General features: G+C 54.4%; 24 protein-coding genes. 21 read left to right on the plus strand and 3 right to left on the minus strand.

Going from position 1 to position 25450, the window contains the following annotated elements; translation table 11 throughout:
- Positions 1 to 47 precede the first annotated feature (47 nt).
- On the plus strand, positions 48 to 971 hold the full coding sequence (locus K6123_RS03010; protein ID WP_221793953.1) for a sulfotransferase domain-containing protein: 924 nt from the start codon (positions 48 to 50) through the stop codon (positions 969 to 971).
- Here the strand turns inward: K6123_RS03010 and K6123_RS03015 are convergent.
- Positions 958 to 2661, minus strand: a complete 1704-nt coding sequence (locus K6123_RS03015; protein ID WP_221793955.1) for a sigma-54-dependent Fis family transcriptional regulator — start codon at positions 2659 to 2661, stop codon at positions 958 to 960. The genes K6123_RS03010 and K6123_RS03015 overlap by 14 nt on opposite strands.
- A gap of 257 nt (positions 2662 to 2918) precedes the next feature.
- On the opposite strand from K6123_RS03015, the gene K6123_RS03020 reads away from it, so the two are divergent.
- From K6123_RS03020 to K6123_RS03090, 15 genes are all read left to right on the plus strand, one after another.
- Positions 2919 to 4199, plus strand: coding sequence for an ABC transporter substrate-binding protein (locus K6123_RS03020; RefSeq protein ID WP_221793957.1), 1281 nt, complete (start codon positions 2919 to 2921; stop codon positions 4197 to 4199).
- A 94-nt stretch (positions 4200 to 4293) separates the two neighbouring features.
- The gene (locus K6123_RS03025; protein WP_221794443.1) at positions 4294 to 5010 is read left to right on the plus strand and encodes an ABC transporter ATP-binding protein; all 717 of its coding nucleotides are present in this window, start codon (positions 4294 to 4296) and stop codon (positions 5008 to 5010) included.
- Positions 5007 to 5711, plus strand: a complete 705-nt coding sequence (locus K6123_RS03030) for an ABC transporter ATP-binding protein (RefSeq protein ID WP_221793959.1) — start codon at positions 5007 to 5009, stop codon at positions 5709 to 5711. The genes K6123_RS03025 and K6123_RS03030 overlap by 4 nt, the downstream gene beginning before the upstream one ends.
- Positions 5712 to 5713: 2 nt before the next feature.
- Positions 5714 to 6574, plus strand: coding sequence for a branched-chain amino acid ABC transporter permease (locus tag K6123_RS03035; RefSeq protein WP_221793961.1), 861 nt, complete (start codon positions 5714 to 5716; stop codon positions 6572 to 6574).
- Positions 6575 to 6591: 17 nt separating this feature from the next.
- Positions 6592 to 7596, plus strand: coding sequence for a branched-chain amino acid ABC transporter permease (locus tag K6123_RS03040; RefSeq protein WP_221793962.1), 1005 nt, complete (start codon positions 6592 to 6594; stop codon positions 7594 to 7596).
- Positions 7597 to 7615: 19 nt separating this feature from the next.
- Entirely contained in the window at positions 7616 to 8521 is a 906-nt protein-coding gene (locus tag K6123_RS03045; protein ID WP_221793964.1) for a LysR family transcriptional regulator, read from the plus strand.
- Between the two features lie 175 nt (positions 8522 to 8696).
- On the plus strand, positions 8697 to 9482 hold the full coding sequence (gene dmpE / locus K6123_RS03050) for a 2-oxopent-4-enoate hydratase (RefSeq protein ID WP_221793966.1): 786 nt from the start codon (positions 8697 to 8699) through the stop codon (positions 9480 to 9482).
- Positions 9483 to 9508: 26 nt separating this feature from the next.
- Positions 9509 to 10423 carry an acetaldehyde dehydrogenase (acetylating) gene (locus K6123_RS03055; RefSeq protein ID WP_221793968.1) on the plus strand — a complete coding sequence of 305 codons (915 nt, stop codon included), beginning with the start codon at positions 9509 to 9511 and terminating at the stop codon, positions 10421 to 10423.
- Between the two features lie 18 nt (positions 10424 to 10441).
- Complete coding sequence (gene dmpG / locus K6123_RS03060; RefSeq protein WP_221793970.1) at positions 10442 to 11470, plus strand: 4-hydroxy-2-oxovalerate aldolase; 1029 nt, start codon at positions 10442 to 10444, stop codon at positions 11468 to 11470.
- Positions 11471 to 11741: 271 nt separating this feature from the next.
- Entirely contained in the window at positions 11742 to 12539 is a 798-nt protein-coding gene (gene dmpH, locus K6123_RS03065) for a 2-oxo-3-hexenedioate decarboxylase (protein ID WP_221793972.1), read from the plus strand.
- A gap of 91 nt (positions 12540 to 12630) precedes the next feature.
- Entirely contained in the window at positions 12631 to 13422 is a 792-nt protein-coding gene (locus tag K6123_RS03070; RefSeq protein ID WP_221793974.1) for an SDR family NAD(P)-dependent oxidoreductase, read from the plus strand.
- Between the two features lie 24 nt (positions 13423 to 13446).
- On the plus strand, positions 13447 to 14403 hold the full coding sequence (locus tag K6123_RS03075; RefSeq protein ID WP_221793976.1) for a ketopantoate reductase family protein: 957 nt from the start codon (positions 13447 to 13449) through the stop codon (positions 14401 to 14403).
- Positions 14404 to 14485: 82 nt separating this feature from the next.
- Positions 14486 to 14803 (plus strand): 2Fe-2S iron-sulfur cluster-binding protein, encoded by a 318-nt coding sequence (locus K6123_RS03080; protein ID WP_221793978.1) that lies wholly within the window; start codon positions 14486 to 14488, stop codon positions 14801 to 14803.
- A gap of 358 nt (positions 14804 to 15161) precedes the next feature.
- Positions 15162 to 16088 (plus strand): catechol 2,3-dioxygenase, encoded by a 927-nt coding sequence (locus K6123_RS03085; protein ID WP_246624571.1) that lies wholly within the window; start codon positions 15162 to 15164, stop codon positions 16086 to 16088.
- Between the two features lie 41 nt (positions 16089 to 16129).
- Complete coding sequence (locus tag K6123_RS03090) at positions 16130 to 16321, plus strand: 2-hydroxymuconate tautomerase (RefSeq protein WP_221793980.1); 192 nt, start codon at positions 16130 to 16132, stop codon at positions 16319 to 16321.
- 59 nt (positions 16322 to 16380) lie between these two features.
- Here the strand turns inward: K6123_RS03090 and K6123_RS03095 are convergent, their stop codons facing one another.
- Positions 16381 to 17502 carry an FAD-binding oxidoreductase gene (locus K6123_RS03095; protein ID WP_281423883.1) on the minus strand — a complete coding sequence of 374 codons (1122 nt, stop codon included), beginning with the start codon at positions 17500 to 17502 and terminating at the stop codon, positions 16381 to 16383.
- A 428-nt stretch (positions 17503 to 17930) separates the two neighbouring features.
- Between K6123_RS03095 and K6123_RS03100 the strand changes: the two genes are divergently transcribed.
- Positions 17931 to 19202 carry an aromatic ring-hydroxylating oxygenase subunit alpha gene (locus K6123_RS03100; protein WP_221793982.1) on the plus strand — a complete coding sequence of 424 codons (1272 nt, stop codon included), beginning with the start codon at positions 17931 to 17933 and terminating at the stop codon, positions 19200 to 19202.
- A gap of 336 nt (positions 19203 to 19538) precedes the next feature.
- Here the strand turns inward: K6123_RS03100 and K6123_RS03105 are convergent, their stop codons facing one another.
- Positions 19539 to 20513, minus strand: a complete 975-nt coding sequence (locus tag K6123_RS03105) for a homoserine kinase (protein ID WP_221793984.1) — start codon at positions 20511 to 20513, stop codon at positions 19539 to 19541.
- A 431-nt stretch (positions 20514 to 20944) separates the two neighbouring features.
- Between K6123_RS03105 and gbdR the strand changes: the two genes are divergently transcribed.
- The 4 genes from gbdR (at position 20945) to K6123_RS03125 (ending at position 25447) form a co-directional block, all read left to right on the plus strand.
- Entirely contained in the window at positions 20945 to 22087 is a 1143-nt protein-coding gene (gbdR, locus tag K6123_RS03110; protein WP_221793987.1) for a choline metabolism transcriptional regulator GbdR, read from the plus strand.
- Between the two features lie 637 nt (positions 22088 to 22724).
- A complete protein-coding gene (locus K6123_RS03115) occupies positions 22725 to 23705 on the plus strand; it encodes a dipeptidase (protein WP_221793989.1) in 981 nt (326 codons plus the stop codon).
- A 309-nt stretch (positions 23706 to 24014) separates the two neighbouring features.
- Complete coding sequence (locus K6123_RS03120) at positions 24015 to 24974, plus strand: DMT family transporter (protein ID WP_221793991.1); 960 nt, start codon at positions 24015 to 24017, stop codon at positions 24972 to 24974.
- A 23-nt stretch (positions 24975 to 24997) separates the two neighbouring features.
- Positions 24998 to 25447 carry a MaoC family dehydratase gene (locus K6123_RS03125; protein WP_221793992.1) on the plus strand — a complete coding sequence of 150 codons (450 nt, stop codon included), beginning with the start codon at positions 24998 to 25000 and terminating at the stop codon, positions 25445 to 25447.
- The last annotated feature ends 3 nt before the right edge of the window (positions 25448 to 25450 follow it).

Raw genomic sequence — 25450 nt, forward strand, 5'->3', positions numbered from 1 at the left:
TTTGAACGTCATCCGGCATTCCCCTTTTACCCTACAGGAAGTCAGTCATGAGCCTGTCAGCCAACCCGTTACCACACAAAACACGTGAGTTTCAGAACCACCATTTTGACTCGACCATCTGGAACGACTTTGAATTTCGCGATGATGACATCATCATCGCGACCTATGCCAAATCCGGCACAACCTGGATGCAGCAGATTATCTCTCAGCTGTTATACGACGGAGCTGAAGGCATTGATGTTGCTGAGCGCTCGCCGTGGGTCGACATGCGAGTACCGCCGAAGTCGGAAAAACTGGCCTCTATCAATGCCCAGCAAGGGCGTCGTTTTCTGAAAACCCACCTCTGGTCTGATGCTCTGGTGTTTTCTGAAAAAGCCCGTTACCTCTACATTGCCCGTGATGGTCGCGATGTGCTTTGGAGTATGTACAACCACCACAGCAAGGCCAATGACAAATGGTATGCCGAACTGAACGATACACCGGGACGGGTAGGGCCGCCGATCGAACGGCCGGTCGGCGACGTGGTGCAATACTTCCATGAATGGCTGCAACGGGACGGTTATCCATGGTGGCCGTTCTGGTCTCATATTCGCAGCTGGTGGGCGATTCGTGATCTGCCTAATGTGAAGCTGGTGCATTTCAATCAGCTGAAGGCTGACTTGCCGGGCATGATTGAAGACATCGCCGGTTTTCTGCAAATCCCGATCAATCCGCAACACTGGCAGGATATTGTCGATCATTGCCAGTTTGACTACCTGCGGAACCAGGGGGCTGGCACCATTCCGCACGGCGGCGAGTTCTGGGATGGCGGCGTCAAAACCTTCTTTAACAAGGGGTCCAATGGCCGCTGGCGCGAACGTCTGTCGGCTGCCGATATCCGTCTGTACGAGCAACGGGCGGAGCAGGAACTGGGCAGTGAGTGTGCCCGCTGGCTGGCCACGGGTGGTGTTCCAGCGCTCAGCGAGACTTGAGACGATAATTCAGCTGGGAGCGCGTCAGTCCCAGTAAGCGAGCAGCTCTGGAAATATTGCCAGATGTTTTTTCCAGCGCTGCACTGATAATGCCTTCCTCGTGGCGGCGCAGATCGAAATGGTCACCAAGCAGTGCCTTATAATCTGGCGCATTGGCATCTGCGGTACGAAGGTAACCGGCCCGGCTCACTTCGGTGGCCACCTTGTCTGATGGCTTGCCAATGCTGGCTTCCCCCAGAGGGGCCGGGAACGCATGCAGCTCTATGCGGTGATTGTTATCGGTGAGAATGACGCCGCGTTCCATCATATTTTCCAGCTCACGGATATTGCCGGGCCAGTCATAGTGCATCAGGTGCTGCATCGCCAGATCGGATACCCCCAGGGTATTCTTGTTATAGAGGTCGTTGTATTTACGCACAAAGTGATCGACAAACAACGCAATATCCTCACGTCGCTCACGCAATGGTGGTACTTCTACAGTGAACACATTCAGACGATAAAACAGGTCGGCCCGAAAGCGGCCATCATCGACGGCCTGTTTGAGATTTTCATTGCTGGCAGCGACCACTCGAACATCCACGGCAATTGCTCGATCACCACCAACCCGCTCCAGTTCACCTTCCTGCAACACCCGTAACAGTGCAGCCTGGGCCTTGGGGGACAGTTCGACGACCTCATCGAGAAAAATGGTGCCGAGATGAGCACGTTCAAAACGGCCCGCACGGGATTCGTTGGCACCGGTAAAGGCACCCTTGTTGACACCAAACAACTCGGCTTCGATCAGCTCCTGCGGGATACAGGCACAGTTCACGGCGACAAAGGCTTTGTCGGCACGTTGGGAGTGGGCGTGTAGTTCTCGGGCCATAACCTCCTTACCGACGCCGGTTTCGCCTTGCAGCAGTACGGTGGCCTTGCTGTCAGCGGCTTTTTTCAGCAGTTGCAAAATGTCCCGAAACACCGGCGACTGGCCGACGGCCATCATGGCGCCGGTTTCAGCATGCTGGCGACGGCGGTGTGGGTCTGTATGCTGATGCAACTCCGATAGTTGCTGCCTCAAGGCAAACAGTTCGTCGGCGACCGGGTCGGGTAACAGCATGTTTTCCAGCTCGACGTGGTCTTCCCATTCGTCGATCGGTTTACCAACAATGCGGCAGTGTGGATCGCCACAGCCACTGCACATCACTTCCTTGAACAGAATGCGCTGCTGCATATAGAAGGTGGTATAACCGCTGGCGTAGCCCAGCAAGGTCCAGCAAATAGGGTTTTCGGACAGTCCGAATTCCTGTACGTGGAGCGCTGCTTCGTAGGAGTCGTGCCAGTCGACCGTGCATTCGAAGGTGCCAGCGGCGACGTCAAAATCGAGCTGTAGCGGCTCGGCCCGCACCATGCCCTCGATGGTATGCAGCTGAGGGCCAACGAAGTAGGCTTCTTTGGTGGTCAGGTCCGGTCGGATACCTTGTACCAGCTCGGCGTCAATCCAGCCAGACTGGTAACCCAGGCGCATCAGAAAGGCACGGGTGCGTTGCTCTCCCAGCGTCGTAATCAAATCCTTGCGTAACAATCCCATCACCGCTGAATGCATCAGCAGCATGCGGTTTTCACTCAGCCAGATTTTGCCTTCGGCTGGGTCAAAGCGTATTTGCGACAACAGGTCGGTGTTGTCTGGCAGAGTCATTTTGTTTGTTTGCATATTATTTTTATTGGGCTGTTCAGTGCCTGATGCGGAATTCCGGCCGGAGCCTGCAGAAGCCATCATCACACCCCTAGGGGCCGGATAGAAAGCATTGGACTATGATCCGTCCCGAATTACCACAGCTATACTTAATAGGTATAGTTGCAGACACAAACAATATTAGACGTGTGCCAGCCCATTGGCCAACATGACCATCAAGTTAGAGATAGCTGTTACTCCTTTTCCTGACAAAAATAATAAAGAGGATAGATAGCATGGTCGACACAACACGTCGCTCGTTTATCAAAAGTTCCCTGTTAGCATCATCCGCAGTCGCCGTAGCCGGAAAAATTCCGTTTGCCCAGGCTCGCAGTAATACCTTCAAGATTGGTTATGTCAGTCCCCAGACTGGCCCGCTGGCGGCCTTTGCCGAGCCGGATCGCTTCACTCTGGAGCAGGTTCGCAAGGCTGTTGCCGGTGGCATTATGTCGGGTGGCAAAAAGTTCAATGTAGAAGTGATCTACAAGGACAGCCAGTCAAGTCCGAACCAGGCCAGTAACGCCGCTTCTGAATTGATCCTGCGTGATCGGGTCGATCTGGTGGTGGCTTCTTCAACTCCGGCAACGACCAATCCGGTGGCGGACCAGTGTGAAGCGAATGGTGTTCCCTGCATCACCAACGATACGCCGTGGCAGCCGTTTTTCTTTGGCCGTAATGGTGATCCGAAAGTGGGGTTCGATTACACCTACCACTTTTTCTGGGGGCTGGAAGACGTAATTGGTTCCTACTCCAACCTCTGGGGCAAGATTCCAACCAATAAACAGCTCGGCGCGCTGTGGCCTAACGATGAAGATGGCAATGCCTGGGGAGATGGCCAGCGTGGCTTCCCGTCAGTTCTGAAAGACAAGGGTTTTGGCATTGTTGACCGTGGTCGCTTCCAGACACCCATTAACGACTTCTCATCGTTTATTTCTGAATTCCGCAAACAGGACGTGGAAATTGTTACCGGAGTGGTAACGCCGCCAGACTTCGCCAACTTCTGGAATCAGGCGGGTCAGCAGGGCTTTCAGCCGAAAATCGTGACGGTCGCCAAGGCAACCGAATTCCCGCAGGCTATCGCGGCTTTTGGCCCAAGGGCTGAAGGTTTGACCGTTGAACTGATGTGGAGCCCGGCCTATCCATTCCATTCCACCATTACCGGACAGTCGGCGCGCGAACTGGCGGACAGTTACATGATCGCAACCGGCAAGCCATGGACCATGCCGCTGGGCCTCAAGCATTCCCTGTTTGAAGTGGCGCTGGATGTACTCAAGCGCGCTGGCAGCAATGATCCGGAAGATATTCGTCAGGCGCTGGCGACGACCAATCTCAACACCGTTGTCGGTAACGTCAACTTCAACAAGGGAGCCGGACCGGTTCCGAATATTGCCAAGACACCGTTGGTGTCCGGTCAGTGGCAGAAACGTGCAGGCAAGCTGGAACTGGTGGTGGTTGAAAACAGCCAGGCACCCATGGTTCCGCTGGAAGCTGAATTGCTGCCCATCAAATATTCCTGATCAGGTCGTGGTGCTGATGGCTATCGTCATTGGCGCTGCGGACAGGGTAATCCACTGACGGTGGACCCTTGTCCTGTGTTTCCGGAGAGAAGCGATGTTATTGAAAGTAGAAGGGGCCTGTAAGAGCTATGGCGCTCTGAAAGTGACCCAGGATGTGTCGTTTGCAGTAAGGGATGGCGAAACCTTGGGCATTCTTGGGCCCAATGGTGCTGGCAAGACTACCCTGTTTAACCTGATTTCCGGCGATGCTTCGCTGGATGCCGGAGCCGTGTATTTCGATGGTGAAACGATCAGTCGTCTGCGGCCACACGAGCGCTGTCGAGCGGGTATTGGCCGCAGTTATCAGGTGCCGCACCCATTCGGCAATATGTCGGTGTTCGAGAATCTGGTGACCGCCGCCTGTTTTGGTGCCCAGGTTAGTGAGACAGAAGCCTGGCAAATTGCTACTGAAGTGCTGGAATCCACTGGCTTGCGAGAGTATGCCAATAAACCGGCTGGCAGCCTGACGCTGCTGAATCGCAAGCGGTTGGAACTGGCACGGGCGCTGGCGACCCGTCCGCGGTTATTGCTGCTGGATGAAATCGCAGGAGGCCTGACGGAACCGGAAGCGCGTGAGCTGGTGGATGAACTGAAGCGCATCAAGGCACGTGGGACCACCATGATCTGGATTGAACACGTTGTTCACGCCCTGCTGGCGATTGCCGACCGTCTGCTGGTGATCGACTTTGGCAAGAAGCTCGCTGAAGGCACGCCGGACGAAGTGATGAATGATCCCGAAGTTCGCCGGGTTTACATGGGGATCGAAGCATGAGCAGTCAATTAATGTCGGTTGCCGGTCTGGAAGCATTTTATGGCGATGCGCAGGTGCTGTTTGGTGTCGATCTGGAACTGCACGAAGGCGAGGTGGTGGGCGTACTGGGAGCCAATGGCGCCGGTAAAAGTACGCTGATGAAAGCCATTACCGGTCTGTTACCGGTGGCGCAGCAATCAATTCGCCTGCGTGGTGAAGCGATTGGGGGGCGTGCACCAGGTGAGATTGTTCGCAAGGGTGTTGCCATGGTGCCGGAAGGGCGGCGTCTTTTTCCCAGTATGTCGGTGGAAGAGAATCTGCAGATGGGAGCCTTTGCCAAACGTCCGGGCCGCTGGAATCTGGATGAGGTCTACAAGCTGTTTCCGATTTTGAAAGAGAAACGTAAACAGCCATCAACTTCCTTGTCCGGTGGCCAGCAACAGCAGGTCGCGATCGGTAGGGCACTGATGAGCAATCCGGATGTGCTGCTGTGTGACGAGATTTCTTTGGGGCTGGCGCCGATTGTGATTCGGGAAATCTACGATTCGCTGCCAGACATCACCGCCGACGGTATGTCGGTAGTGGTGGTGGAACAGGACGTGACGTTGGCACAGCAGTGCTCTGAACGCCTGTATTGCTTCCAGGAAGGACGCGTGGCGTTGCAGGGCGAAAGCCGGCAGCTGACCCGCGATCAGATCAGTCACGCCTACTTCGGGATTTGATTATGTTTGAAGTCATTATTCACGGCGTCCTGCTGGGCGGCCTTTACAGCTTGTTTGCGTTAGGCCTGTCGCTGATGTTTGGCGTTATGCGTCTGACCAATATTGCTCACGGAGACCAGATCGTTATTTCCGGTTTTATCGGCATCGCGATTGCGTCGGTGGTCAATATCAATCCGTTTCTGCTAATCGTGTTTCTGGTTCCCTGCGCTTTGGTGAGCGGTTATGCCTTCCAGTACTTCGTACTGAATCGCACGCTGGGCAAGGACCCGCTGCCGTCGCTGGTGATTACATTCGGGTTATCGATCATTGCCCAGAACCTGCTGCAGGAGATTTTTTCCGCCAATCCGCGCTCCCTCGACAGTGGTGGTCTGAATACCCTGGGATTTGGCATTACCAGTGACATGACGGTGGGAGTGTTGCCGCTGATTATTCTGGCCTGCGCTATTGCCTGCACCTTTGGGTTGCAGTGGATGTTCCAGCATACCGCGCTGGGACGGGCGTTCCGCGCAGTATCGGATGAAAAAGATATCGCCGAGCTGATGGGCCTCAACAGCTCGAAAGTCTATTCGATGGCAACAGCACTGGCATTTGCGCTGGTAGCTCTGGCCGGGCTGTTCCAGAGTATGCGCACCACGGTGGCGCCAACAGATGGTCCGTCACTGCTGCTGTTCGCCTTTGAGTCGGTAATCATTGGCGGCATGGGATCGTTCTGGGGGACTTTTCTGGGTGCTATGACGCTCGGGCTGGCTCAGCAAATAGGCTTTTATTTCGATCCCGGCTGGGGAATCTGGTTTGGTCATTTGGTGTTTATCGCCATTCTGGCTTTCAAACCCAATGGCCTGTTTCCAAAAACCGTTGGCTGAGGCCCGGGAGAATAATAATGAAAAACACGATTTTGGTTGTGCTGTTGGCATTGGTCGCCGTGGTTGGTGGCAGTATGCCTTACTGGGGCGATTCTTACTGGATGTACGAATTTGTGAACATCGCCTGTCTGTTTATTTTTGCCATGATGTGGAATCTGTTGGCTGGTTATGGCGGCATGGTGTCCGTTGGTCAGCAGGCATTTTTTGGCCTTGGTGGCTATCTGATGCTGGCACTTGCCAACTTGGCCGGGGTCAATCCGTTTGTGGCAATTGTGCTGGGAGCCCTGATTGCTGGTGTATTGGCTTTCCCTGTCTCAAAAATTGCGTTTCGGCTGAACGGTGGTTATTTCGCGATTGGTACCTGGGTGATTGCCGAAGTGATTCGGCTAACGGTGGCCAACATTGATGCTGTCGGTGGCGGTTCGGGCACCAGCCTGACGGCTTTCCGCGGGGTTTCCCGCAGCTTCCGCGAGAACATGACCTATTGGGTGGCGCTGGCGGCGGTGCTGATTACGCTGGTGTCTGTCTATCTGTTCCTGCGTTCAAAACAGGGTCTGGCATTACAGGCAATTCGTGACAGTGAAGTCGCTGCCGAAAGCCAGGGCATTAACGTTGCCCGCATGAAACTGGCGGTATACATCCTTGCAGCAGTGGGCTGTGCATTGGCTGGTGGTCTGTATTTTGTTTCCAACCTGCGCATTTCACCAGACGCTGCTTTCAGCGTTAACTGGACCGCATTTGGCATTTTTATTGTGATGATCGGTGGTATTGGCCGTATTGAAGGCCCCCTGATCGGTACGCTGGTGTACTGGCTGATAGACACCTGGTTCAGCGATTACGGCACCTGGTATTTGATTGGCCTTGGTGCACTGGCGATTCTGATGACCCAGTACCTGCGCAGCGGGCTTAGTGGCCTGATCCAGCAGCTGACCGGCCTGGATGTGTTGTCGACCCGGCGGGTCTTGCCTGACGAACGAGAGCAATCACGACCACTGGCGACGACCAAAGCCTCACACGTGTAGTCAGTAGCAGGAGCATAAAATGGTGAACTATCAGGACTTGTATTTCTTTGTGATCGCAGTGGAAAAGGGCAGTCTGGTCAGCGCTGCCCGTTATTTGAACGTACCTCTGTCAACACTCAGTCGCCGTATTCAGGCATTTGAAGATCGCCTCGGCTACAAGCTGATTCACCGTACTGCCAAGCACTTTGGTCTGACTGAATCCGGTATGCGGCTGTATGAAGGGGTTAACCCGATGATTCACGACCTCGAATTACAGGTCGAAAATATCAACAGCGAATTATCGTCTTTGACGGGGGAGCTAAAAATCACTGCCCCTATTGCGCTTGGGCATCATTTTATTCAGCCGTTGGTACGGGATTTCATGCGTGAGAATCCGCGCATATCGGTGGAATTACAACTGTCTAATGATAATGCGGACCTGGTTAAAAACAGTATTGATATCGCCTTTCGCATGGGCGTTATTACGCTGAATGAATGGATATCCAGACCGCTGTTCAAAACCCGCTCAGTGTTGTGTGCCAGCCCATCCCATCTGGATGGGCTGGATACGATTGACTCGCCGGGTGAACTGGGCAACTGGCCGTTGGTCGCAACCCGTGGTACGCCGGTATGGCGCTTTCAGCAAGGCGAAGACAGTGTGTCGTTTGTGCCACGGCCGGTATTGACCACCAACGAGGCCCGACTGGCACTGGAAATGGTGCTGGATGGTATGGGGATTGGGTATTTACCCAGTTATATGGTGGAGCAGTATCTGGCTCGGGGAGAGCTGGTAGCCCTGTTGGCGGACTGGAATGCCGGTGACAAGGATGTCCATATGATTTACCCGCATCGCAGTAGTTTGCCTGCTCGTACCCGGGCATTTATTGACTACGTAATTGAGCATTTTCCCAAACACGAACTGGAGCAGCCGCGTGCGGTTGCATGATTCCATATGCGGGAGCTTGAGTTTCAGTTTCTGAATATTGAGCAGAAATCTGACAGGAGTAAATTGGACGTCAGGGTATTTCCAGTCTCCTGAAAAATAATCAGCCAGCTTTAACGGTCGTCTTCGTCCGGAGGTTCGGCTTGCCCAAATCACTGATACAGGTAACGAGAATAATATGAATCAGGAACAAATCCAGCATGCGGGCGACGAGCTATACGATGCTCTGGTTAACCGCACTCCGGTCAAACCATTAACCGAGCGCTTCGATGATATTTCGATTGAAGATGCCTACCACATTTCATTGCGCATGGTTGAGCGTCGTGTTGCTGCCGGTGAACGCATCATCGGCAAAAAGATTGGTGTGACCTCCAAAGCGGTGCAAAACATGCTCAACGTGCACCAGCCGGACTTTGGTTTCCTGACCGACAAAATGGCCTACAGCCAGGGTCAGGAAATGCCGATCAGTGAAACGCTGATCCAGCCCAAGGCGGAAGGTGAAATCGCCTTCGTGATGAAAAAAGACATCATGGGCCCGGGCCTCACCAACGCCGATATTCTGGCCGCTACGGACTTCGTGATCCCGTGTTTTGAAGTAGTCGATTCCCGCATTGAAGACTGGAAGATCAAGATTCAGGACACAGTCGCCGACAACGCCTCTTGCGGCCTGTTTGTGCTGGGCGACACCGCGATTGACCCGCGTGACATCGACCTTGCTACTTGCGGCATGGTGGTGGAAAAGAACGGCGAAATCATCAGCACCGGCGCTGGTGCAGCAGCGCTGGGCTCACCGGTCAACTGTGTCACCTGGCTGGCCAATACGCTGGGCCAGTTTGGTATTCCGCTGAAGGCTGGCGAAGTGATTCTGTCTGGCTCGCTGGTACCTCTGGAGCCAGTTAAAGCCGGTGACTACATGTCCGTCACCATCGGCGGCATCGGTTCCGCTTCCGTGCGTTTCGTTTAATCCCCCATCAGCAAGAGACGAATGTTATGAGCAACAAACTCAAAGCGGTCATCATTGGCCCAGGCAACATCGGCACCGATTTGCTGATGAAAATGCAGCGCTCCGAATGGGTGGAGCCGGTGTGGATGGTGGGTATCGACCCGGAATCCGAAGGCCTCAAGCGCGCTGCGGCGATGGGCATCAAAACCTGTTCGACTGGCGTCGACGGCATTCTCGAACACGTGGTCGCCGACGATATTCGCGTCGCCTTCGACGCGACCTCGGCTTACGTTCATGCCGAGAACTCCCGCAAGCTCAACGAGCTGGGCGTGATCATGATCGACCTGACACCAGCGGCGATTGGCCCCTTCTGCATTCCGCCGGTGAATCTGGCGGACCATGCCAAGAACCTCGAAATGAACGTCAACATGGTGACCTGTGGTGGCCAGGCGACCATTCCGATGGTCGCTGCCGTTAGCCGTGTGCAGCCAGTGGATTACGGCGAAATCATCGCCACTGTGTCATCCAAATCGGTTGGCCCGGGCACCCGTCAGAACATCGATGAATTCACCCGTACCACCGCCGGTGCGGTTGAAAAGGTCGGCGGCGCCAAACAGGGCAAGGCCATCATCATCATCAACCCGGCCGAGCCGCCACTGATGATGCGCGACACTGTGCACTGTCTGACGGAGTCCGAGCCAAACCGCGATGCCATCACCGAATCCGTCCACCAGATGGTCGCTGAAGTGCAGAAATACGTGCCGGGCTACAAGCTGGTCAACGGCCCGGTGTTCGACGGCAACCGTGTGTCCATGTTTATGGAAGTGGAAGGTCTGGGCGACTTCCTGCCGAAATACGCCGGTAACCTCGACATCATGACCGCCGCCGGTCTGCGTACCGCCGAAATGTTCGCCGAAGAAGTGGCGAACGGAACCATTAGCCTGCCCGCTCGCGGCGAATAATAGACGGAGGAAACTACTATGAATCTGCAAGGTAAATCAGTCCGTCTGCACGACATGTCCCTGCGCGACGGCATGCACGCCAAGCGTCACCAGATCTCCGTCGATGAGATGGTGAAAGTGGCCTGTGCCATGGACGACGCCGGTATGCCACTGATCGAAGTCACCCACGGTGACGGCCTCGGCGGTTCCTCGGTGAACTACGGCTTCCCGGCCCACACCGACGAGGAATACCTTGGCGCGGTGATCCCGAAGATGAAACAGGCGAAAGTGTCTGCGCTGCTGCTGCCGGGCATCGGTACCGTTGACCACCTGAAAATGGCCAAGGAACTGGGTGTAAACACCATTCGTGTCGCCACCCACTGCACCGAAGCCGACGTCTCCCAGCAGCACATCACCTTCGCTCGCAACCTCAACATGGACACCGTCGGCTTCCTGATGATGGCGCACATGGCTTCGGCCGACAAAATTGTCGAGCAAGCCAAGCTGATGGTCAGCTACGGCGCCAACTGCATTTATTGCACCGACTCCGCCGGTTACATGCTGCCAGACGAAGTGAGCGAAAAAATCACCGCACTGCGCAACGAACTGCCAGCGGAAATCGAACTGGGTTTCCATGGCCACCACAACATGGCCATGGGTGTGGCCAACTCACTGGCTGCCATTGAAGCCGGTTGTGCGCGCATCGATGGTTCGGTTGCCGGGCTGGGTGCTGGCGCGGGTAACACCCCGCTGGAAGTGCTGTGCGCGGTGCTGAATCGCATGGGCTGCGAAACCGGTATCGACCTGTACAAGATCATGGACGTCGCCGAAGACCTGATTACACCGATGATGGACCAGCCAATCCGGGTCGACCGTGATTCGCTGACGCTCGGTTACGCCGGTGTGTACTCATCCTTCCTGTTGTTCGCCAAACGCGCTGAAGCCAAATACGGCGTTCAGGCGCGCGACATCCTGGTGGAACTGGGCAAACGCGGCACCGTTGGTGGTCAGGAAGACATGATCGAAGACCTGGCGCTGACCATGGCGAAAGCGGCCGGGAAACTCTAGGCCCTTTGTCAGATGGCGCCTTCGGCTTATCTGACCTACCGGCAGGAGCCAGTGATACTGGCTCCCACACAGTCCTGTAGGTCGGATAAAGACGCCAAGCGGCTGCCATCCGACAGGCGTGGTAGCCACACGGCAGGCATTCCATGCAGTTCCGTAGGTCGGATAAAGACGCGAAGCGGCCACCATCCGACAGCGCCAAAACCAGCAAGCATATTGCGCCTGACGTCAGACCTTCGGCGTCAGGCCCGGAAAGAATTCGAGGAATAACAAGATGAGTGAGAACAACCTGAATCGTGAGCAGATTGAAGCAGCAGCGGCCCATCTGGAAAAGGCCGAGCTGGAAGCTTACGAAGTTACCAAGCTGACCAACGATTACCCGGAAATGACCTATAAGGATGCCTTCGACATCCAATGGGAAATCCGTCGTCGCAAGGAAGCCCGTGGTACCAAAATTGTTGGTCTGAAAATGGGTTTGACCAGCTGGGCCAAAATGGCGCAGATGGGCGTTGAGCACCCTTGCTACGGCTTCCTGTGTGATTACTTCACTGTACCGGATGGTGGTGAGATCAAGACTGACGAACTGATCCACCCAAAGATCGAAGCAGAAATTGCTTTTGTGACCAAAAAAGCGCTGAAAGGGCCGGGCATCACCATTGCCGACGTCCTGGCGGCCACTGATTTTGTGCTGCCTGCCGTTGAGGTCATTGATTCCCGCTACAAGGACTTCAAGTTCGATCTCAAGAGTGTCATTGCCGATAACTCATCGTCCAGCCGCTTTATTACTGGTGGCCAGATGCAGCGGGTCGAAAACGTCGACCTCAAACATTTCGGTGTGGTGATGGAAGTGAATGGCGAAATCGTTGCAACCGGAGCTGGCGCAGCGGTACTGGGCCATCCGGCAGCATCGGTTGCCATGCTGGCGAATATGTTTGGTGAGCGTGATGAAGAAATTCCGGCTGGCACCTTTGTGATGGTTGGGGCGGTTACTGCAGCCTTCCAATGCAAGAAAGGTGACAGCTTTTCCGTGCGTTATCAGGGACTGGGATCGATTAGCGGTCGTTTTGTTTGAACCAGGCCCATTCAGGGTGTGCTCACTTGTTGTCTGAGTGTTTTGCCCCGTAAGGGGCTTTTTTTTAGCCAAAATTTATCACAGGTGTTTTATGGATCTGGGAATCAAGGAAAAACTGGCGCTGGTCTCTGGCTCAACAGCAGGAATAGGCATGGCTACAGCCAGGGCGCTGGCCAACGATGGAGCCAGCGTTATTATCAACGGCCGTTCGGAGGCTGCGGTGGCAGCTGCCATTGAGATTCTGCAACCGCAGGTGAGTGGCAATCTATTAGGTTTCGCTGGTGATCTGGCAAAGCCTGAAACCATCGATCGGCTGGCGGCGCAATATCCAAAGGTTGATATATTGGTCAACAATCTGGGAATTTTTGAACCTGCCGAGTTTGCCGATATCAGTGATCAGGACTGGTATCGTTTCTTTGAAGTCAATGTAATGTCGGGCATTCGGCTCAGTCGTCTATACCTGCCAGGTATGAAAGAACAAAACTGGGGACGCATTATCTTTGTTTCCAGTGAGAGTGCGGTGCAAATTCCAGCTGAGATGATTCACTATGGCATGACCAAGACGGCCCAGCTGGCCGTCGCCCGTGGTATGGCTGAATCGCTGGCAGGCACGGGTATTACCGTCAATAGTGTGTTGCCTGGACCAACCCGCTCCCGTGGTGTGGTTGATTTTGTAAACCAGTTGGCAAAGGATGAGGGTAAGTCGTTCGAGCAGTTCGAACAGGAGTTTTTTGAAAAAGTCCGTCCTTCTTCACTGATCCAGCGCTTCGCTGCCCCGGATGAAGTAGCGTCCATGATTGCCTATCTATGCAGTTCGCTGGCGTCGGCAACCACCGGAGCCGCTGTTCGTGCCGATGGTGGGGTTGTGCGAGCCGTGGTGTAGGAGGCCTGCTGATAGGGAGAGGGGATGCGTTTACTGATTCTGGGTGCCGGTGGTATTGGCTGTTATTACGCTGCTCGGCTGATACAGGCGGGCCATGAGGTTGTTCTGGTGGCTCGTGGCGAACATTTACGCGCACTGCAAAGCGATGGTCTGACATTGCGTCACCCGAGTCTCCAGCTGCAACACCAGCCGGTGGTTGCCACGGATCTGGCTGGTCTGGCAAAGGGCTGGCAATGTGCTGATTTTGATTTACTGGTGCTGGCTGCCAAAGGTATGGCAACGGCTGGGATGATGGCGACACTGGCGGACTGGCTTGCCACGGCACAAACGCCGGTGCTGTCGATCCAGAATGGCGTTACCAATGAGCCTGAAATCGCCGCGGTGGTTGGCCAGCAGCGTACACTGGGCGGATTGGCGGTGCGGATTGGTGGCCATATCATTTCGCCTGGTGTGGTCGAGGCCACTGGTGTGGCGCAGATAGAAATGGGCGTCTGGCCGTCGCAGCGCCTTAATCCCGACTTGCAGCCATGGGCTGAAGCTCTCGCAAGCACCTTTATTGACGCTGGAATCCCCTGTCGGTATGAGACGGATATCCAGCAGGCGCTGTGGCGCAAACTGGTCATCAACAATGGCGTCAATCCGTTATCCGCACTGACCGGGCTGACTACTCGGCCGATGACATCGGACCCGGTGCTGGGACCAATGGTGCAGGAATTGATGGCGGAAACGGTGCGGGCGGCACAGGCAAATGATGTGGCTCTGGCTGACAGTGATGCCGACGCCATGTATCAATTGATCTGTGATTTCGACGATATCAAGACTTCAATGCTGGTCGACTTTGAGAAAAATCGTGCACTCGAGCTGGCAGAAATTTGTGGGCCTGTGATTGACGGTTGTCGGGCAACTGGCTTGCCAGCAACAACCACCGAACGGGTGCAACGATTATTACAGCTGCGTTTGATCCAGAAATCAGGAGATTAAGTTTCCATCTATGGGGGGGTCTATTCCCCCCAACTTCACTATGATGTTGAAACATTGCTAAACAATAAAAAGAAGTACGGCCATGACTCAACAAACGCTTTCTGAAATATCAGGTGGCAAGTCTTGCCATCAGGTCAGTATCAGTAATCAGGGACAATGTACGCTCTCTGGTAATTCACAAGCCAATCTGCTGGTGCAGCTGGGCAAGAACTCTCCGGTACTGGTGGGTTGCAAGGGGGGCGGCTGTGGTAAATGCCGCATCAAGGTCACTGAAGGGACCTATACCAGCAAGAAAATGAGCCGAGCCCATATCTCGCCACGAGATGAAGAGCAAAGCATTGTGCTGGCCTGCCGTATTTTTCCGCGCAGTGACCTGAGTATTATTCCCTTGAAGAGCTGAACCCGGCGTTGCCGTCTATGAATGGGGGCTGCCGGATGATTCCGACTCGGTGTCGCCGGTTTTGACGTAACTCGCAATGCCTGCAAACCGGCTTCGGGATTCACCATCCTGAAGTCCAGAGCGAGTACCGGATTAAGTTGATGCCCCAAATGTTTAGCCCGGACTGGTTACGCCAGCCCGGGTTCTTGTGTTGGCTGTGCGGCTGCTCAGGCTGGATCATAAAGTCTCGGAACGACTAAAGCTGTATCCTCAAAGGTATACCTAAAAAGTATATTTACTTACTGAAACCATATTAGACACGAATCGTTTGACGTTCGATGATCCTGCTGATGGTGAATAAAAATAAGAGGAAAACAGTATGGCTATGACAGGCGTATTACGCCCGGGACACTGCCAGCTTCGGGTGTTGGATATGCAGGAGTCGGTCGATTTCTATTCCAACGTCATGGGACTGGTTCATATGGGCAGCGATGACCAGGGTCGTGAATATTTCAAAACCGCTGATGAGCGCGATCATCACAGTCTGATTCTACGTGAAGCGGATCAGGCCGGGATGGATTTCTATGGCTTCAAGGTGCTCGACAAGCAAACGCTGGAGCAACTCGATGCTGATCTGAATGCTTATGGCGTCAAGACCGAACGGATTGCTGCAGGTGAAATGTTGGCTACCGGCGAGCGGCTGCGCTTTACGGCACCAACTGGTCATGTCTTTGAGTTGTATTACCAGCGCGAAGACGTTGGCGATGGGCTTGGTTATGTCAATCCAGGGGTTCGTGTGGATGGCCCGGGTGGTATTTGTCCGGTGCGGTTGGACCATTGGCAGATTCACGGTGCTGATCTCGATGGCAGTCGTGATCTGTTCTGCAATGTACTGGGATTCAAGGTGGTGGAACGGATTAAGGCTGAAGATGGTGAGACCGACCTGGCGGTCTGGCTGAGCTGCTCTACCAAGGCCCATGATATTGCCTTTGTGCGCGACGAACGTAATAACACCTTGCATCACGCCGCCTATTTGCTGGAAAGCTGGGAGCGGGTATTACACGCAGCCGATGTGATGGCGGCCAAGGATGTGGCACTGGATATTGGTCCACTGCGCCATGGTATCACCAAGGGAAAGACGATTTACGCCTTTGATCCATCTGGCAATCGCTTTGAAACCTTCAGTGGTGGCTATGATTTTTACCCGGATATGAAACCGCTGGTGTGGACCTATGACCAGATGGGCTCAGCTATTTTTTACCATACCCGCGAGCTGAATGAACGATTCCTGACGGTGGTGACCTGATCATCGGGTCAACGCCGTATTCTGAATAGTGGAGACACAATATGCCGATTGTTACGATTCAAATGATGGAAGGCCGCTCTGAGGATCAGAAGCGCAATATCATCGAACAGGTGACGGCCACGCTTGCAGAGGCTTCTGATTCACCGGTTGAAGCAATCAGGATCATCCTGCAGGAAGTTCCCAGCACCAACTGGGGCAAGGCGGGAAAAATGGCCAAAGACCTGCAACGCTGATGGTTCGATTGGCCAAAAAAACGGCGCTCAGGCGCCGTTTCTTGTCGTAATCTGAGTGATCAGTTTTCGATCACTACCTTGCCTTTTGGTACCGAGCAGCAAGACAGGATGTAGCCATCGGCGACGTCTTCGTCGGTGATACCACCGTTGTGATTCATCTCTACTTCTCCTTCCAGTTTCTTCACCTTACAGGTACCACAAATACCCATACCGCAGGCTTTCGGAATGTACATGCCGAGGTTGGCGGCAGCGGTGTGCACGGTTTCGCCGGGCATGACACCAATGCTCTTGCCGGACTGGCTGAATTCAACCGTGATCAGATCACTGCTGTCGAAGGCTTCCAGCGCCTCTTCGGCTTCGACTGCCTGGTCGAGGGCATCCTGTTTGATTTCGGCCGGAGTCGAACCAAAGGATTCCTCATGGTAATGCTCCATGTTGAAGCCGTTGGCTTGCAACAGGCTACGTACCGCGCGCATGTAAGGCTCAGGACCACAGCAGAAAACTTCACGGTCGTGCAGGTCGGGCACCATCATGTCGAGTTTGGCCTGATCCAGATAGCCGCGATAGCCAGACCACGGGAAACCCAGCGCTTCTCGCTCGCAAATCAGATGCAGGTGGAAGTTCGGCACCCGTGCGCACATGTTGGTCAGTTCACCCTGATAAACGATATCGATCGGGGAACGGGCGCTGTGGACAAATACCATGTCGATATCAGTGCTGGTGTCGTAGTACCAGCGAGCCATCGACATCACTGGCGTGATACCAACGCCGCCAGACAACAGCAGCACTTTATCGGCCGGGAAGTCGATACAGTTGAAGTTACCCACCGGGCCGTGCACCGGAATCACATCGCCTTCTTTCAGGTTGTCATGCATCCAGTTGGAGACCTTGCCACCCGGCACCCGTTTGATGGTCAGGCTGAAGCTGTAGGGCGTCGAAGGTGAGCTGGAGATGGTGTAGGAACGCATTACTGGCTGGCCTTCGATTTCCAGCTCCAGTGTGACGAACTGACCTGGCTTGAAGAAAAACAGCACAGGTACTTCAGCGAGGAAACAAAAGGTTTTGACGTCGTGGGTTTCGTTGACCACGCGGGCGCAACGCACCAGATGGCGACCATTTACCCAGGTATTGGTGGTTACTTCAGATAGTCCCTGGTTGGTCAGGGCGGTTGCGCTATTCATTGGGATATCACTCCTGCCAAAATTACGGTAAAAGGCTGCTTCTATCGGCCGTTAGCTTGCGGTGTTCTTTTTAGCGACAACCATGGGCCCGTGGCTATGGGGAGAATATTGCCCTGAGTCAATTTTGGAAAATTAACCATTCGCGACACGACTCTGTTCCAAGCGCGCCAGTTGAAATTGATCCACGTCTATATCGGCTTTCAATGCCGACAGAGGCGTCGAATTTCGGCGTTGCTGAAGTCGTAAACGGTCAACTGGAATCGCCGTATTTGACCCAGTATCGCCCTACACCTGAAGTGGTCGCAGAACCCTTCTGGCAACAAGCCAACCGTGACTGACTTCCAGCTCCGGCAATGGAATTTTAAATCGAGCAGCCTGGGCATTCCGTTGAACAGGAATGCCATTTTGATGATTGAGGAAATGCGGATATGAAAGAGTTTGATCTGCTGAACATCACTACCGATAGCTATGCTGATGCACGCATGCAAATGAAAGCCGAGCTGGAAGGTCGCGACCCAAGCTATTCCCTGCCACAACCCCTGTACAACGATCCAAACATGTTCCGTGTGGACATGGAAGAAGTGTTCCAGAAAGAATGGATCTTCGTTGGTATGACTTCCGAGGTTCCAGCCAAGGGTGATTATTTCACCGTTGAAATTGGCCAGAACCCGGTCCTGATCGTTCGTGACGGTGAAGGTGGTGTGCAGGCATACCACAACGTCTGTCGTCACCGTGGTTCGGTGATTTGCACCAAACACCGCGGTAAGGCTGCCAACCTGGTTTGTCCATACCACCAGTGGACCTACGACCTGAAAGGTAACCTGCTATACGCCGGTACCGAAATGGGCGACGACTTCGACATGAAAGGCCATGGTCTGAAGAAAGCCCACACCAAGACTGCCGGTGGTTTCATCTTCGTTTGTCTGGGCAAAGAGCAGCCAGAGTCTGATTTCGATCAGTTCCTGGAAACTCTGGAACAGTACATGGAACCGTACGATGTGGAAAACACCAAGCTGGCGGTTGAATCCCACATGTACGAAAAAGCCAACTGGAAACTGGTGATTGAAAACAACCGCGAGTGTTACCACTGCGCCGGTAGCCACCCGGAACTGCTGAACACCCTGCTGGAATGGGACGACACCAATGATCCACGTGCGCCACAGGATTTCCTCGACCACTACGCGGCTCAGGCAGCTGCCTGGGATGCCGAAGGTATTCCGCACGAGCACAAGAGCTTTGGCCCTGGTCTGCGCAACCGTATCGTGCGTATGCCGCTGAAGAAAGGCGTTGAGGTAATGACGCTGGATGGTCAGAAAGGCTGTGAGAAGCTGCTGGGCCGCATCAAGAACCGCGAACTGGGTTCCATGCGTATCCTGCACCTGCCAAACAGCTGGAACCACATGCAGTCTGACCACTTCATCGTCTTCCGTGTGTTGCCAATTTCCGCTCAGGAAACCATGGTCACCACCAAGTGGTTCGTCCACAAGGATGCGGTAGAAGGCGTTGATTACGATCCAGAGCGTCTGCGTCTGGTGTGGGATGCCACCAACGATCAGGACCGTATTCTGGGTGAACAGAACCAGCAAGGTATCAACTCGGTTGCCTACCAGCCTGGTCCTTACTCCAAAACCTTCGAGTTTGGTGTAATCAACTTCCTGGATTGGTACAGCGATACCGTACAGAAGAACCTGAAAAAGTAAGACTCTTACCGCTTCCAGGTTGTAAATGAAAAACGGCAGACCCTTGGGTCTGCCGTTTTTTTATGGGGAAAATCTGGTTGAGAGCCTGGCGTTGCCAATATGAATGTAGATTGGGCGTACCACGCAGGATCGAATTCGTAGGGTCGGGACATGTCCCGACAGCGGCTGCGATGTTTTCAAAGGCCCTTGTCCAGGCATGCCTGGACCCTACAACAAGATTTATCAAATACCCGGCAGTCGTGTAGGTTGGATCAGCGAACGGAGTGAGTGCCATCCAATGCCCCTGCGTCAGATGGCAGCCGCTGCGCGTCTTTATCTGACCTACGGCACTGGGAATTAAACCAACACCTTCGGTGCCGGTTGGTATTGCTGTTGGCGGGTGCGCAGCTTGTCGCGGTATTCGTTGGGATCCTTGCGGTTGCCGGTCATGCCTTCAATAGATTCCTGATGGCGCAGGGTTTCCAGCCGGCTGAGCCAGAAGCGGGTGGCGGCACCGCGTAATACCATCTGCCAGCTTTGCTGTTCCATGATGGTGAAGGGGCGCACGGACTGGTAGCCGGCCAGCAGGGCGTCGTATTTGGCAATCTCCCATTCACCGGTCACATCGCAGCACCAGTCGTTGGCGATGATGGCAAGGTCGTAAATCCATACCCCTTCACAGGCGTTGTACCAGTCCAGTACGGCACCAATACGTTGTTTGCCCTGTTGCTCGACAAACAGCACGTTGTCGCGGAACAGGTCACCGTGAATCCAGCCGCGTGGCAATGCTTTCCAGCGCACCCGGTTGCTCATCTGCCAGGCCATTTCGGAACTCAGCAGCCGATAGTCGGCGGGTTCCAGCCAGCGAGTCGCTTCGCTATAGATGCGTTGCCACCAGTCAAAGCCGCGGCTGTTGGGCCGTGGCTGTTCCAGTACCTTGGAAGCCAGATGCAGGCGCGCCAGCGCTTCGCCGATTTCCCAGCACTGCCGTGGGCTGGCGTCTTCGATATGGTCGCCGGGCAGCAGCTCACAGAGAATCGCGGGTTTACCGGCCAGGCTATGAAGCCAGTTACCGTGCTGGTCTGCCAGGGGAGCCGGTACCAGAAATCCGGCGTTATTAAGGTGGCGGGCCAATCGAACGAAATCCTGCACTTCCGCTGGCTGGTGGTGTTCGAACAGGGTCAGCACATAACGACCGTGCGTGGTAACAAGGCGGTAGTTGGTGTTTTCGACTCCACCATTAATATCGCTGGCTTGTGTCAGTTCTCCCAACGCAAAGGCTTGCAGGAATTGGCCGAGTTCGGCTGTTGTCAGTCGGGTGTAAACCGCCATGGGAGGGTACTCGCTTAATAACAGATACTGGGTTGAGAGACACAAAAGCACCGGCCAGCATGCCATTCTGTAAAAAAGCGGCCTGTCTGACTGCGACAGGCAGGTCTGTATTTACGTCAGTTGGTAGTGAGAATCAATCCATATTGTGTTACTGGATGAAACAAAACGGGGCGCGGCAGGGGGGCTTTGGAAACGATCTGGTGCGTTTTTGGGAATTTTTGGAAAGCTGATTGTTTTTTAACCGTAGTGAAAAATTTTTATTAAATGGTCGTTTAAAGAAAAAAGCACTGAACGCGAATTAAAGTCCAATTACGACGTCGCTTTTGGATAACAGTGGTGATTTTAGGCCATTGCGGAATTTTGTTGGCCTGTCGATTGCTAAAACTTGTTCAAAGCAACTTCCTCCCACTTTCCGTCCTGAGGGTGTCATTATGAAATCAACTCCATCTGATCTGACTGTGCAGACTTTCAAAGTCGCTGCTCGTCCTACCCGGGTCGGTTTTTTGTTGTTGGATAACTTCACCATGATGGCACTGGCGACCGCGGTTGAACCGCTGCGGATGGCGAACCAGCTGAGTGGTCGTGAACTGTATTCCTGGTCACTGGTCAGCTCCACTGGCAAGGCCGTGCGCGCCAGCGACGGTATTCCTGTGATGCCTGAGTTTTCTACCAGTAATGCGCCTTTGTTCGACACCCTGATTGTGGTGGGCGGCGTTAACATCGTGCAGAGCTGCGGCAAGGCGGAAGTCGATTACGTTGCCTCGCTGGGCCGCAAGGAAATTGTATTGGGTGGTATCTGTACCGGTGCGCTGGCTTTGGCGGCGGCCAAACTGCTCGACGGTTACAGCGTCAGCGCCCACTGGGAATGTATCGCGTCGCTGAAAGAGCGTTACCCGAACGTAAACTGCAACACCCGTTTGTTCACTGTTGACCGTGATCGCATCACTGCCTCAGGTGGTACTGCGCCACTTGATATGATGCTGTACCTGATTTCAGCCCAGCACGGTGCCGCACTGGCCAACGGTATTTCTGAAATGTTCGTTTACGACCGTATGCGTAACCAGGCTGACCAACAGCGCATTCCGCTGCGTCACCTGCTGAGTTCAGCGCAGCCAAAACTGGTTGAAATCGTTGAGCTGATGGAAGCCAACATTGAAGAGCCAATCGAACTGGAAGATCTGGCAGCCTTCGCTGGTATCTCCCGTCGCCAGCTGGAGCGGCTGTTCCACAACTATCTGGATTGCACGCCATCGCGCTACTACCTCAAGCTGCGCCTGGACCGTGCCCGTCAGTTGCTGAAGCAAACCACCATGCCGGTAATCGAAATCTCCACCGCCTGTGGTTTTGTTTCCACCCCGCACTTCAGCCGTTGCTACCGCAAGTACATGGGTGTGTCGCCACGTGAGGAGCGTATGGGCACCTGGAACGACAATGTGGATAACGGTTATACCCGTGCCGCTAACGACACCGCAGGTTTTGGTGCCCCAGCTGAAAGCACCGGCCCGAACCCGCTGGCTGCTGCCCGTTACGAACCAAGTTTTGGTTCCGTGAAACTGGAAAGCAGCTTCGGCTGAGGCTTTACTGAAAGTATCCCTTTTTAGAATCAAGCGAGAGAGCTGCTGATTCGTTCTGTCCCCGCAGGTTGTGATTCCCCGCAGACTCACGCCTGACGGGGATTTTTTATACCTGACGGGTGTGTTCGGATCTGACGTCGGAAGTAGGTTGGGCCGCGCCCAACAATGGCTGTGCATGGCCCGGCCTTCATAAATGCTCCCGTCTCCAGTCTGACGCCGCTGGCCTGATCGGCGTCGCATTCAGTCAGATACGAATTTTCCAATCCCCTAGACTGGTTGTTGTAGCGGTTAGCCAGACCTCGTGCCATGGGTCTGTGCTGGTTCGTAAGAACCATGTCAGTGGGGTCGGTCCTCCCAATACTCCGATCTTGCTGGCATCAGTGGTACGAACTCTTCATGAGTTCGCCTTGTCTGTATTTGTGGGCTCCTGCGGGAGCCCTTTTTTTATCTGCCCGATTTGTCACCCCTCATATTGCTGGCTGGCGGCGCCGGAATGGCCAATGTCGCATCCAGACAGACGCCTTGTTGTTACGCTTCTTAGACTGGCCATGATTCATACCTGCGACCAGTGCCTGTCTGGCATCTTTTCACCGCTCGGGAACTTATGTCGCAATCGTCCATCCAGGGGAAACTCATCATGACTGAAGCCCAGCAAGTACACGCAGATTCCATCGTTATTGATGGTCTGATCATCGCTAAATGGAACCGCGAACTGTTCGAAGACATGCGTAAGGGCGGCCTGACGGCGGCTAACTGTACCGTGTCGGTATGGGAAGATTTCCAGAAGACGGTCGACAACATCGTTGAGATGAACAACCTGATCGAAGCCAACAGCGATCTGGTGATGAAAGTCAAAACCACGGCTGACATCCTCAAAGCCAAGGAACTGGGCAAGACCGGCATCATGATGGGCTTCCAGAACTCCTACGCGTTTGAAGACCAGCTCGGTTATGTGCAGGTCTTCAAGGACCTCGGCGTTGGTGTGGTGCAGATGTGTTACAACACCCAGAACCTGGTTGGTACTGGCTGTTACGAGCGTGATGGTGGCCTGTCTGACTACGGTCGTGAAGTGGTTGCTGAAATGAACCGTGTGGGCATCATGTGTGACCTGTCACACGTGGGTTCCAAGACTTCTGAAGAAGTGATTCTGGAGTCCAAAAAACCGGTTTGTTATTCCCACTGCCTGCCATCCGGCCTCAAAGCGCACCCACGTAACAAGTCTGACGAAGAACTCAAGTTCATCGCTGACCACGGTGGTTTTGTTGGTGTGACCATGTTTGCGCCGTTCCTGAAAAACGGCATTGATTCCACCATCGACGACTACGCCGAAGCGATCGAATACATCGTTAATATCTGTGGCGTGGACAACGTCGGTATCGGCACTGACTTCACCCAGGGCCACGGTCATGACTTCTTCGAATGGCTGACCCACGACAAGGGCTACGCCCGTCGTCTGACCAACTTCGGCAAGATCGTTAACCCGGCCGGTATCCGTACCGTCGGTGAATTCCCGAACCTGACCGAAACCCTGCTGAAGCGCGGCTTTAACGCTACCGACGTTGCCAAGATTATGGGCGGCAACTGGGTTCGTGTTCTGAAGGACGTTTGGGGCGAATAATTCCCCTTCCTGTGCAAGCGTTTCCACGTTCTGCGTGGGAACGCCGCTGTGTTCTGCCACCGGAATCGTTGTTTTGGTAGGCGGGAATTAATTCCCGGGAGTTGTTAACCGGCTCTTGCCAGCGCGAATAAATTCGCTCCTACACCGATGTACTCGTTCCCACGTTTTAGGTGGGAAGGCTGCGGATGTTCTGCCAGCGGAATAATCCGTTTTCAGTCGCTTCCCTTTGCTGCGTTCTGCCTGACGAGGGCCGTCGTGGTAAGGTGCAGGCCGGATTGGATTTCCGGCAGCGGCCGGTCAGGAACACCCATGCAGGCATCGCAGTCTCCGCAACAAACTTCCCCGGCAGCAACAGAACAAAACCCCCAGCGCAGTATGCTGATGGCGATCATGCTGTTTGCCACTCCGCCACTGCTGTGGGCCGGTAATTTTATTGTCGGCAAGGCGATCAGTAATCAGGTGATTCCGGCGGATCTGACGCTGGTGCGCTGGATCATTGGCCTCTGTGTGATGCTGCCGCTGGCGATTCCGGCGCTGAAGCGCGACTGGCGCAAATATCGCCGCTATCCACTGCGGATTCTGGCCACCTCATTGAGCGGGATTACCGCTTTCAGCCTGTTGGTCTACACCGCCTTGCATCACACCTCTGGCACCAATGGCTTGCTGCTGAATTCCTTTATCCCGGTGCTGATCCTGCTGTTTTCGGCACTTTTCTACGGCGCTCGGTTACGACTGTTGCAGGTGGTCGGGCTACTGATTTCGTTTGCCGGGGTGTTCACCATTGTCTTCAAGGGCGATCCGGCCGGACTGTTGGCGCTGGCGTTTTCGGAAGGGGATTTATTGCTGCTGGCAGCGATGGTGAGTTTTGCCTTTTACACCCTCTGGCTGAAGCAGATTCCGGCCGACATCGACCGTCTTGGTTTGTTGTGTGTGCAGGTGTGTCTGACCCTGATCGTGGTGGCGCCGATGTCGCTGCTGCAGCACAGCCTCACCACAGTGACGAACCATTGGGACTGGACTGCGATTCAGGCTGTGGCCTTTATCGGCGTTGGACCGTCATTTCTGTCGTATATCTTTTATTCCCACTGCGTCGGTTATCTGGGGGCGGAAAAAGCCAGTCTCAGTATTCACCTGATCCCGGTCTTTGGAGTGGTATTATCTGTGCTGTTTCTGGGCGAGCAGGTGCATGGTTTTCACCTCGCCGGTATCGCCGCCATTCTGGTCGGCATTGCGATTTGCAACCGTAAAACGGCCGCCAAACAATCCTGAAATAGACAGCCGGAGAGCAGGGCATGACGGAATATTATCTGGAAGATTTCAGTCTGGGACAGCAGTTCGAAAGCGCCAGCTACCCGGTGGATGAAGCCAGTATCAAGGGATTTGCTGCCGAGTTTGATCCGCAACCTTTTCATCTCGACGAAGCGGCTGCCAAAGGCACCCTGTTTCAGGGGTTGGCCGCCAGTGGCTGGAATACCGCCGCGATTACCATGAAGTTGATGGTCGAAGGGCCATTCAAACCGGTTGGCGGCCTGATCGGCGCGGGTATTGATGAGCTGAGCTGGCCGCAGCCGGTGCGGCCCGGCGATGTGCTGACCGCGGTTACTGAAGTCCTGGAAAAACGCCAGTCAAAGTCACGGCCGGAACGCGGCATTATGAAGATTCGCACCACCACCTATAACCAACGGCGGGAAGTGGTGCAAACCTATGTCGCCAGTATGGTGGTGCAAACCCGGCCGCAGTGAGCC

It is taken from the genome of Oceanobacter mangrovi, assembly GCF_019740315.1.
GTDB lineage: Bacteria > Pseudomonadota > Gammaproteobacteria > Pseudomonadales > Oceanobacteraceae > Oceanobacter > Oceanobacter mangrovi.